A 12757-nucleotide genomic window follows, 5' to 3' on the forward strand; every position below is an offset into this window, starting at 1 on the left:
ATTATTGATTATGAAAATATTATTACCGACTTCAACTGCTGGCAGCTTACCAAAACCTTCTTGGCTTGCTGAGCCTGAAAAACTTTGGTCACCTTGGAAATTACAAGATGAGCAATTAATTGAAGGCAAACAAGATGCTTTACGCTTGTCATTGCAAGAGCAACAACACGCTGGGATCGATATTGTCAGTGATGGTGAACAAACGCGCCAACACTTTGTCACCACGTTTATTGAACATCTGAATGGTGTTGATTTTGAGAAACGTGAGACTGTACGCATTCGTAATCGCTATGATGCAAGCGTACCAACTGTTGTCGGTGCGGTATCTCGTCAAAAGCCTGTTTTTGTTGATGATGCCAAGTTTTTACGTCAACAAACCAATCAACCGATTAAATGGGCGTTGCCTGGTCCAATGACCATGATTGATACGTTGTATGATGCGCATTATAAAAGTCGTGAAAAACTTGCTTGGGAATTTGCCAAAATCCTCAATGAAGAAGCCAAAGAGTTAGAAGCTGCGGGTGTGGATATTATCCAATTTGATGAACCTGCATTTAATGTGTTTTTTGATGAAGTCAACGACTGGGGTGTTGCGACGTTAGAAAGAGCGCTTGAAGGGCTTAAATGTGAAACTGCGGTGCATATTTGCTATGGCTATGGTATCAAAGCCAATACAGATTGGAAAAAGACTTTAGGTTCAGAATGGCGCCAATATGAAGAAGCATTCCCTAAACTTCAACAATCTAAAATTGATATCGTGTCTTTAGAATGCCAAAACTCTCGTGTGCCAATGGATCTGATCGAATTGATCCGTGGTAAGAAAGTAATGGTTGGTGCTATTGATGTGGCAACCAATACCATTGAGACAGCAGAAGAAGTTGCCAACACATTACGAAAAGCACTTCAGTTTGTCGATGCGGATAAGCTTTATCCATCGACTAACTGTGGTATGGCTCCTTTATCTCGTGAAGTTGCAAGAGGCAAACTTAATGCTTTAAGTGCTGGCGCAGAAATCGTTCGTCAAGAACTTAGCCGCTAGTATTCAACGATATTGTGGTGTAAAAAGGGTGACCTGTTTGGGTGAATGGATATCCAAGACCCAACTGGAAACCCTGATCACAATTTAGAGAACGTCAGTTCTACTGAGAAACTCATCCAGATGCAGTGCCTACATGACGGAATAGCAGGGTAATGCTAAATCTAAAAAAGTACGGTTCAATTTAGGAACAATGAAATGATTGAAGCAACAGACTTTAGAAATGCAATGTCTTTGTTGACCAGTGCAGTCAGTGTCATTACCACGACAGGTTTGTCTGGTCGTTATGGATTTACTGCGTCTGCCGTATGTAGTGTGACGGATTCGCCTCCGACTTTATTGGTCTGTATGAATAAAGCGGCGAGTTCTCATGTGCATTTTGTTGAAAATAAAATTTTAACTGTAAATGTTTTAAGTGCACATCATCAGCATATTTCTAAAGCGTTTTCGTCTAAATTAAGCCCAGAAGAACGATTTAAACATGGCGTTTGGACAGAATTAGAAACTGGCGCACCGGTTTTAGATGATGCTTTGGTGAATTTTGATTGTGAGATTGAGCAAATTCAGGAAGTTGGAACACATACGATTTTTATTTGTCGTATCGTGGCGATTCAACAAAGTGAACATGATCAAAGCTTAGTTTATTTTAATCGTTCTTATCATCATGTTGGGCAGACCGAGGTTGCTTAAAGCCAGTTTGCTTTTGCGTTTACCCCTTATGCCAGAGCTAAAAAATAATAAGGCGTGTTGATCTGTTGAATTGACCGAATAGGCTTGTTTAAAGCAATCATAATCAATTATTTAATTACTTGAAAAATAATAATAATTTTAATTTTTTGCACAAAATATGACATTGACACCCTAAAAATCTCCGATTATTCTTTGCTGGCTGGCCTACATTGCCAGTCGGTTTTAGCAGACCGCTGCCTAAGTGCATTGAAAAAACTTGTTTTTTTGATGTAGACTCGTTCGTCCCCCTTTTGTTGCGGTTGGACGGGAGGGGGACACCTTCGGGTGTACTGATTCTTAGGTTCAGTCTGCTAACCCTCTTTCGTTCTGCCACCATAATTTTTATACATTGGCAGAATTTTGAATTGTTCAGGAGTTGGCCATGTATTTTATTCATACCCCATCAGATTAGTGTTTAGTACGGTTGAACAGCCTTTGGGTTTTTTGGCATTGGCTGGTTATACCTCAAAATATCAACAATAAAACTTGAGATTCATTCTGGTTACCTTTTGAAGCCGTTGCATGCTTTTTTGCTTATAACAAGATCGAGAGTGACTTTATCTTATTTAATTAAAAAAATGATTTATATGGAAAATATATGTCAAATTTATATATTTCATTTCTAGCTTTAAGGGTGCTCGAGTCCTCCCGAAAACTCTTTAATACATACGGTTTTCATCATGTCGGGATAAACCGTATTGTTGAATCTGCTAAAACTACCAAAGCAACGTTTTATAAATACTTTCATTCTAAAGAAAGTTTGATTGAGAGGAGTTTAACCTTTCAAAAAGCCACACTGAAAGAAGAAGTGTTTGTGCTAATTTATAGGCGGAAAGACCTTACTGTTTTTGAAAAACTTAAGCGAATTTTCTTTTTACATGCCGATGTTGAAGGGCTGTACCATTTATTATTTAAGGCTATTTTTGAAATTGAAAAACGCTATCCCAATGCTTATCAAATCGTGGTTGAATACCGAAGCTGGTTAATTGATGAAATTTATAAATTGCTTTTAACCAGCAATACAAATGCCTCAAAACAAGATGCACATATGTTTTTGTTTGTGATTGATGGGGCAATGGTTCAGCTTCAGGGTGAGAACAGTGTAGATGATCGAGAGAGGTTAGTGGGGTGTTTTTTGGATGGGTTGGGGTAGCCATTTTAGATTTTGTGTAAATAATATTTAAAATCATTTCATTATTTATTAATAAATTCTCTGTAAGCACTTAAGATGATAAGTTAGTGAAACTGAAAGGCTGTTTTTTGTACGACAAATTTTGTCGTTGAACTGGAATTTTCATCCTATAAAAATGTGCTTAATGTTAATATTTCAGAACTAACTTTACTAAAACTTAAAAGAGGAAAATATGTCTAATAATGTATGGACAACAACGATAATGTTTGATGAAAACTATCGGGTATTTGATTTATCTTTTCCAGGAATATTTGACTACGCTGAACTTTATAAAATCAAAGGAGATTCAGAGGAGGAAAAAAATAAAAGAAAAAAAATGCGTCAAGCTAAAATAGAAATAGTTGACAAATACCATTTAAGTGAAAAGATAGCACCTGTGAATGCGCCTACTATTCTATATGCACATGGTTTTGGAAAAACAGTTAAATTACCTAGCTTTTTCCGCACTCAAGATGGCTTTGTTATTCTCACTGAAGAGTGCGCCAATGTACTTAAAAAGTTTCGCTTAGGCGAAAGCAAACTCTATCCTTTATCTTTTTTTGATATTCAGCTCAATGAGTTGGTTAATGATCAAACCTATTATTTTTTCAATATTGCTGAATTAAGAAGTTATTTACGCCCTGAATCTTCTATAAGAAAACTACGTAAAGCTTCTTATACCAAACATGAAGGTTATCAACTTTTCAATTTGTATGAAGCTTTTTATACAGATCACGCTATTGCCATTGCAAAAGATGCAGTAGCTTGTGATGTCGATTTATGGCAAGACCCAGAATTGGATGATTCAATTTTTATGTCAGATGCACTGAAGAAAGCTTTAGATGAAGCTCAATTGAGTGATGCATGGCAATTATTCTTATGTGATCTTAAATAAAAACTAGAAAATAAATAAAATTAGGAACAATCAACATGGCTACTTCTTCTTTCCAAGTCCATCATATTTTACCCGTTCAGCTTTTTAATAGTGTGTTTAAAGAAAAACTAAATGATATTTTAGGAAATGATATACCTGAAGATAAAACCAAAAATTTAGCTTTACAGTCCTATAATAATCGTATTGCCTTATATTCGGATGCAGATCGTGCAGAGATGGCGAAAGCTTTACAAGACAGTGGACACCCTATATCTGATATTCCGATTGGTACTTCGCAACATTATACCAGTCATCCTGATTATAATGATGCTGTTATTGATTGGGTGAGAAATAAAGTTTTTGATAATACATTGACAATTGAACAAAAAAAAATAGCAATTATTGATTTACAAGCAACGCTCAAAGAGGGGTTAATAAAAGGTGAAATTGTTTTACATGGTGTAGATGCAGAGCAAAGTATCAATAATTATTTAGATCAACATGCTATAACAGTTGAGCAATTAAAAAATGTCGATTCAGAGCGTTTTAAACAGGCAGAAACACGATTAGAAACATTTGCTGAAAATGACATAAAATATGCGAAAGTGGCAAATGAAACTGTAACTGTTAATAACGAAGGTAAGACAAGTGCTGGAAATGTAGAGTTTACCAAAACAGCTATAGCTGAAGCTACTGAGATTATAAAAACCCAATCTTATGATTCAATTCCTTTAACGGAAGCGATGAGAAATGACTTGGAAAAATTAATTAATGGAGATCGCAGTCTTAGTGACGCTAATAAAAAAATAATTATAGAAAACTATACCCATGCCAAAGCTTATGTAAATGGGATAACAGACAAACCACCTTCTGTTATTTATGAAAAGTTGGTGAATTCATCTGCTGATTTCATACAAAATATTCAAAAAACAAATCAACTCACAGAATCTTTAAAAAATAATGTACTTTCTGATGCTGAAAAATCAAATATTCAAAATGAAATTTCTAGGCTACAAGCAGAAAAAGTCATTATTGATGCAGAAATTACAAAAATTCAGGGAACTAAAGAATCTATAATAGTAGATACAAAGATTGGTACTAAGTTTGGATCACAAGGTGGATATGTCAATGTGGATTTACAACCGCTAGCAGATGCTTTAGATAAATCAATGCGTGTTGTAAATGGAGCTCTTGAAACGATTCGACAAGATACACAGCAAATTATTAAAAATAACATGCTCCAAGTCGAAAATGGGCAAATTAAACTTAATCCTGAAATGGCGAACAATTTAGGAAAATATTTAAGTGACAGCTTAATTGGTGGAAAGGTTGGCGCAAGTGTTATGGCAGCCGATTTTCTGAATAATACCTTTGAAGGATTAGTTGTTGGTCTAGAGACTGGTAATTGGAAACCATTTCAAGAACAAGCACAAGAATATGGACCTCAAGCCGTCATTGGAACAGTCATATTTGCTGCTGGGGCAGAGTTAGTGCCTGTGATCGCTGGGTTGCTTGGTGTTCCAGTATTGGGCGAGGTGGTTTTAGCGGGTATTCTCTTATACGGTGCTTATCAGGGAGGGAAAGCTGTAGGGGAACTTTTATATAAACTTTATAATCATATTGCTGAAAATGGTATCGACTTACCTTTTGGGTTAGATAAATTATTCGATCCAAATAATATTTCAAAATGGGTTGATGACGTAACTCCTGATTTTATAAAAGATTGGTTTGGTCTAAACCGTGAAGGGCATCATTACTACTATGACCCTCTTATCTTGGATTTAGATGGCGATGGTATTGAAACAGTTGCACACAATAAGCTGAATGGTGCATTGTTTGATAATGATGCTGATGGGCTTAAGACTGCTACGGGTTGGGTAAGTCCACATGATGGATTACTGGTTTTAGACCGTAATGGAGATGGTATCATTAATGATGGCACAGAAGTCTTTGGTGATAACACAAGTCTTAAAAATGGTGAAAAAGCGAAACATGGATTTGATGCTTTAGCTGATTTAGATACAGATAAGAATGGAAAAGTTGATGCTACTGACGAAGATTTTAATAAACTGAAAGTTTGGAGAGATCTAAATCAAGATGGTAAAAGCCAAGAAAATGAATTGTTTAGTCTAACCGATTTAGGGATTAAGTCTTTAAATGTAAATTATAAGGATACAAATACAACTTTGGCAGGAAACAACATCCTTACTCAAGTTGGCTCTTATGAGAAAATGGATGGCACTACCCATACTATGGGAGATGTTAATTTTAGTTTTGATTCAATTTATAGTGAGTTCACAAATAAAGTAGAAGTAAGCAAAGAAATCGAAGATCTGCCAGATTTAAAAGGGTATGGTCGAGTTCGTGATCTCCACGAAGCAATGGCTCAATCATCTAATCTCGAACAACTTGTAAGACAGTATGAGTCTGCACAAACAACGGAAGCACAAAGAGAATTATTACCTGCCATATTAAAAGCATGGGCTAAAACTGATCCTTCATACCATGAATATACAGAAGGATTATGGGAGTCAATGGTAAGTTCGAATGGGCAAGGTGTAGGTATTGCTGGTGGAAACAGAGGCCCAACGATTAGTTTTGATAAGGTTGATCCAGCAACTCAATCTGCTTTTAATGCAGCTAAATCTAAAGTTGGTGTTATTGATTCCTTTATGGGAACTAAGACAGAAAAGCTTTTTTATATCCGCGAAGACGATATTATCAAGACAACTAAAGCAATTAATAATATTTATGATGATATTACTTTCTCTATTTATAAAGGTCTTTATGGGCAAACTGCAATTTATCAGAATTATGCTGATCAAATAGAAAAAGAATGGATTTTAAAAGATAACGGTGACATTGGATATATTCAGAATTTTAAAAATGTTGAGCCATTATTTGAGACAAAATTCTCATCTGATACTAAGAATACTTTTATTGAATTAATTGAATTTACTGATCATATTTCGAATGTGTATAGTGATATTCCTAAGAAAGGATTCGATGGTCTTCAATCACTTATTTTTGAGAATTATGAAAAATTTGATGATAGTACATTAGTTGAAATCAATAGTTTCCTTGCTAAATATTCAACAGCATTTGTATATCTTGCTGGCACTAATGGTATAGATGTTATAAATGGAACATCTAAGTCAGAAATCCTGTTAGGTGGTGCAGGTGATGATACTCTAAATGGTGCTGATGGGGTTGATACACTATCTGGAGGTTCAGGTAATGACAAGCTTTATGGTGGTTCAGGTGCAGACACTTTAATTGGTGGAACGGGGAATGACTATTTAGATGGAGGGTATCAAGGTGATACCTACATCCTCTCGAAAGGACATGGTCAAGATACAGTTTCAGATTATAGTGCAGGCCTAGTAGGTGAAGACATTCTGAAGTTCACTGATGTTAACTTTGCAGATGTTAAATTCACAAAAGACAGTGATGATCTATTGTTATGGGGCTATTCGGAAGGCGATAGTGTTCGTATAAAGAACTTCTTTAATAGCAGTAACTATGAGATAGAACAATTTGTATTTGCAGATCAAACGATCACGATGCAGGATTTCCGTAATAATGGTATGACGTTCCATGGTACATCAGGGGATGACACGATTAATGTGTGGACAGGAAAGAGCTATGCATTAGGTGGTGCTGGCAACGACACCTTAAATGGTAATAGTGGTATTGATTACTTAGACGGTGGTGCTGGTAATGACAAGCTTTATGGTGGTTCAGGTGCAGACACTTTAATTGGTGGAACGGGGAATGACTATTTAGATGGAGGGTATCAAGGTGATACCTACATCCTCTCGAAAGGACATGGTCAAGATACAGTTTCAGATTATAGTGCAGGCCTAGTAGGTGAAGACATTCTGAAGTTCACTGATGTTAACTTTGCAGATGTTAAATTCACAAAAGACAGTGATGATCTATTGTTATGGGGCTATTCGGAAGGCGATAGTGTTCGTATAAAGAACTTCTTTAATAGCAGTAACTATGAGATAGAACAATTTGTATTTGCAGATCAAACGATCACGATGCAGGATTTCCGTAATAATGGTATGACGTTCCATGGTACATCAGGGGATGACACGATTAATGTGTGGACAGGAAAGAGCTATGCATTAGGTGGTGCTGGCAACGACACCTTAAATGGTAATAGTGGTATTGATTACTTAGACGGTGGTGCTGGTAATGACAAGCTTTATGGTGGTTCAGGTGCAGACACTTTAATTGGTGGAACGGGGAATGACTATTTAGATGGAGGGTATCAAGGTGATACCTACATCCTCTCGAAAGGACATGGTCAAGATACAGTTTCAGATTATAGTGCAGGCCTAGTAGGTGAAGACATTCTGAAGTTCACTGATGTTAACTTTGCAGATGTTAAATTCACAAAAGACAGTGATGATCTATTGTTATGGGGCTATTCGGAAGGCGATAGTGTTCGTATAAAGAACTTCTTTAATAGCAGTAACTATGAGATAGAACAATTTGTATTTGCAGATCAAACGATCACGATGCAGGATTTCCGTAATAATGGTATGACGTTCCATGGTACATCAGGGGATGACACGATTAATGTGTGGACAGGAAAGAGCTATGCATTAGGTGGTGCTGGCAACGACACCTTAAATGGTAATAGTGGTATTGATTACTTAGACGGTGGTGCTGGTAATGACAAGCTTTATGGTGGTTCAGGTGCAGACACTTTAATTGGTGGAACGGGGAATGACTATTTAGATGGAGGGTATCAAGGTGATACCTACATCCTCTCGAAAGGACATGGTCAAGATACAGTTTCAGATTATAGTGCAGGCCTAGTAGGTGAAGACATTCTGAAGTTCACTGATGTTAACTTTGCAGATGTTAAATTCACAAAAGACAGTGATGATCTATTGTTATGGGGCTATTCGGAAGGCGATAGTGTTCGTATAAAGAACTTCTTTAATAGCAGTAACTATGAGATAGAACAATTTGTATTTGCAGATCAAACGATCACGATGCAGGATTTCCGTAATAATGGTATGACGTTCCATGGTACATCAGGGGATGACACGATTAATGTGTGGACAGGAAAGAGCTATGCATTAGGTGGTGCTGGCAACGACACCTTAAATGGTAATAGTGGTATTGATTACTTAGACGGTGGTGCTGGTAATGACAAGCTTTATGGTGGTTCAGGTGCAGACACTTTAATTGGTGGAACGGGGAATGACTATTTAGATGGAGGGTATCAAGGTGATACCTACATCCTCTCGAAAGGACATGGTCAAGATACAGTTTCAGATTATAGTGCAGGCCTAGTAGGTGAAGACATTCTGAAGTTCACTGATGTTAACTTTGCAGATGTTAAATTCACAAAAGACAGTGATGATCTATTGTTATGGGGCTATTCGGAAGGCGATAGTGTTCGTATAAAGAACTTCTTTAATAGCAGTAACTATGAGATAGAACAATTTGTATTTGCAGATCAAACGATCACGATGCAGGATTTCCGTAATAATGGTATGACGTTCCATGGTACATCAGGGGATGACACGATTAATGTGTGGACAGGAAAGAGCTATGCATTAGGTGGTGCTGGCAACGACACCTTAAATGGTAATAGTGGTATTGATTACTTAGACGGTGGTGCTGGTAATGACAAGCTTTATGGTGGTTCAGGTGCAGACACTTTAATTGGTGGAACGGGGAATGACTATTTAGATGGAGGGTATCAAGGTGATACCTACATCCTCTCGAAAGGACATGGTCAAGATACAGTTTCAGATTATAGTGCAGGCCTAGTAGGTGAAGACATTCTGAAGTTCACTGATGTTAACTTTGCAGATGTTAAATTCACAAAAGACAGTGATGATCTATTGTTATGGGGCTATTCGGAAGGCGATAGTGTTCGTATAAAGAACTTCTTTAATAGCAGTAACTATGAGATAGAACAATTTGTATTTGCAGATCAAACGATCACGATGCAGGATTTCCGTAATAATGGTATGACGTTCCATGGTACATCAGGGGATGACACGATTAATGTGTGGACAGGAAAGAGCTATGCATTAGGTGGTGCTGGCAACGACACCTTAAATGGTAATAGTGGTATTGATTACTTAGACGGTGGTGCTGGTAATGACAAGCTTTATGGTGGTTCAGGTGCAGACACTTTAATTGGTGGAACGGGGAATGACTATTTAGATGGAGGGTATCAAGGTGATACCTACATCCTCTCGAAAGGACATGGTCAAGATACAGTTTCAGATTATAGTGCAGGCCTAGTAGGTGAAGACATTCTGAAGTTCACTGATGTTAACTTTGCAGATGTTAAATTCACAAAAGACAGTGATGATCTATTGTTATGGGGCTATTCGGAAGGCGATAGTGTTCGTATAAAGAACTTCTTTAATAGCAGTAACTATGAGATAGAACAATTTGTATTTGCAGATCAAACGATCACGATGCAGGATTTCCGTAATAATGGTATGACGTTCCATGGTACATCAGGGGATGACACGATTAATGTGTGGACAGGAAAGAGCTATGCATTAGGTGGTGCTGGCAACGACACCTTAAATGGTAATAGTGGTATTGATTACTTAGACGGTGGTGCTGGTAATGACAAGCTTTATGGTGGTTCAGGTGCAGACACTTTAATTGGTGGAACGGGGAATGACTATTTAGATGGAGGGTATCAAGGTGATACCTACATCCTCTCGAAAGGACATGGTCAAGATACAGTTTCAGATTATAGTGCAGGCCTAGTAGGTGAAGACATTCTGAAGTTCACTGATGTTAACTTTGCAGATGTTAAATTCACAAAAGACAGTGATGATCTATTGTTATGGGGCTATTCGGAAGGCGATAGTGTTCGTATAAAGAACTTCTTTAATAGCAGTAACTATGAGATAGAACAATTTGTATTTGCAGATCAAACGATCACGATGCAGGATTTCCGTAATAATGGTATGACATTTCATGGTACTTCAGGGGATGACACGATTAATGTATGGACAGGAAAGAGCTATGCATTAGGTGGTGCTGGCAATGATACCTTAAATGGAAATAGCGGTATTGATTACTTAGATGGAGGTGCTGGTAATGACAAGCTTTATGGTGGCTTAGGTACAGATACAGCGATATTTAAACTCTTACAAGGATTTGAAAGTGATGGAACAGGCGGAAATGGCTTTGATACTTGGACTGACTTTAATACCAGTCAAGGCGATAAAATTGATATATCAGACTTATTAATTGGTGAAGTTAGTAAGGAAAATTTAAACCAATATTTATTGTTTGAAAAAAATGGTTCAACCATTACATTAAGTCTTGATCGAGATGGTAGTGAAATTAACTATTCAAGCAATAAAATATTAATCCTTAATAATCAAAAAAATTTGAATAGTTTGGATGACTTAATTAAAGTGGATGCATTTTTAATTTAGTGAAGTTTTAGGAAGCAAAAAAACCGCCATTAATGGCGGTTTTCATATCAATTGCAACTCAAGTGTTGTGACAGTTGGACACCTTACCAGCTCAACGCACCGCCAGTTTGATAATCAGTTACACGCGTTTCAAAGAAGTTCTTCTCTTTACGCAAGTCCATCATTTCAGACATCCACTGGAATGGGTTATTTACACCAGCAAACTGTTCAGGTAAACCTAACTGCGCTAAACGACGGTTACAGATGAATTTCAAATATTCTTCCATCATCGCTGCGTTCATACCCAATACACCACGTGGCATTGTGTCACGCGCATATTCGATTTCAAGCATGGTACCTTCAAGAATCATTTGAATGATTTCTTCTTGGAATTCAGCAGTCCACAAGTTTGGATTTTCGATCTTGATTTGGTTAATCATGTCGATACCAAAGTTCAAGTGCATAGACTCATCACGTAAGATGTATTGGAATTGCTCAGCAACACCATTCATCTTGTTACGACGACCCATAGACAAGATCTGGCTGAAACCACAGTAGAAGAAGATCCCTTCAAGTACGCAATAGAATGCGATCAAGTTACGCAATAAGATTTGATCGTTTTCAGGTGTACCTGTTTGGAAGGTTGGATCACATAAAGACTGAGTATATTTCAAGCCCCACGCTGCTTTACGAGCAACTGACGGAACTTCACGGTACATGTTGAAGACTTCGCCTTCATCCATACCTAAAGATTCGATACAGTATTGGTAAGCATGCGTGTGAATCGCTTCTTCAAATGCTTGACGCAAGATATATTGACGGCATTCAGGGTTGGTAATGTGACGGTAAATTGCCAACACTAAGTTGTTTGCAACCAAAGAATCCGCAGTAGAGAAGAAACCTAATGAACGCATCACGATGGTACGCTCATCTTCGGTTAAGCCATTTTCAGACTTCCAAAGTGCGATATCGTGGTTCATGTTAACTTCTTGCGGCATCCAGTGGTTTGCACACCCGTCTAGATACTTTTGCCAAGCCCACTCGTATTTGAATGGTACAAGTTGGTTTAAGTCAGCGCGACAGTTGATCATGGCTTTATCATCAACTTGTACACGTTGTGCACCCATTTCAAGCTCTTCTAAGCCAGGTGCAACGTCTAACTTTTCTAAGGCGTGAGATGCTCTTGCCAACGAATCGGTTGGATTTGTTGATCTTGCTGTATAGGTTCCAGCGGATTGTGTAGTTGCCACATTCTGCGATGACTGCTTTGTATCAGATACCACTTGCGAATCAGTCGTTTTTTTCTGTTCGACGGGCGCAGGCTGGTGAGCTTGTGCAGCTTGTTTCTGTTCATCATCTTCAAAATCGTCCCAACTTAGGATAGACATCGTTGTTCTCTCTTCGTTGTTAATATCTATGTTCGACATCTCACAATGGAAGATGTCACTACTATACGCTTATTCTGTGCAAGCAAAATTAAGTTTTGCCGATAGTTGTTTTGTTCTTGTTCGAAAGAACAGATA

The 12757-nt window shown here is 37.6% G+C and carries 6 protein-coding genes; 5 read left to right on the top strand and 1 reads right to left on the bottom strand.

The window, feature by feature from the left end; genetic code table 11:
* Positions 1–10 precede the first annotated feature (10 nt).
* From AC4CUY_RS03125 to AC4CUY_RS03145, 5 genes are all read left to right on the top strand, one after another.
* Positions 11–1039 (top strand): methionine synthase, encoded by a 1029-nt coding sequence (locus tag AC4CUY_RS03125; protein ID WP_336953273.1) that lies wholly within the window; start codon positions 11–13, stop codon positions 1037–1039.
* Between the two features lie 195 nt (positions 1040–1234).
* Positions 1235–1726, top strand: coding sequence for a flavin reductase (locus AC4CUY_RS03130; RefSeq protein WP_004722874.1), 492 nt, complete (start codon positions 1235–1237; stop codon positions 1724–1726).
* Positions 1727–2363: 637 nt separating this feature from the next.
* Positions 2364–2918 carry a TetR/AcrR family transcriptional regulator gene (locus tag AC4CUY_RS03135; protein WP_490773660.1) on the top strand — a complete coding sequence of 185 codons (555 nt, stop codon included), beginning with the start codon at positions 2364–2366 and terminating at the stop codon, positions 2916–2918.
* Positions 2919–3129: 211 nt separating this feature from the next.
* Positions 3130–3831: a hypothetical protein gene (locus tag AC4CUY_RS03140; protein WP_490773661.1), complete on the top strand. Its 702-nt coding sequence runs from the start codon at positions 3130–3132 to the stop codon at positions 3829–3831.
* A gap of 35 nt (positions 3832–3866) precedes the next feature.
* The gene (locus AC4CUY_RS03145; RefSeq protein ID WP_490773662.1) at positions 3867–11255 is read left to right on the top strand and encodes a calcium-binding protein; all 7389 of its coding nucleotides are present in this window, start codon (positions 3867–3869) and stop codon (positions 11253–11255) included.
* An 83-nt stretch (positions 11256–11338) separates the two neighbouring features.
* Here AC4CUY_RS03145 and AC4CUY_RS03150 read toward each other — a convergent pair whose 3' ends face one another.
* Positions 11339–12622, bottom strand: coding sequence for a ribonucleotide-diphosphate reductase subunit beta (locus AC4CUY_RS03150; RefSeq protein WP_004722861.1), 1284 nt, complete (start codon positions 12620–12622; stop codon positions 11339–11341).
* Positions 12623–12757 lie beyond the last annotated feature (135 nt).

This window comes from Acinetobacter sp. 778_lipA, from assembly GCF_058242985.1.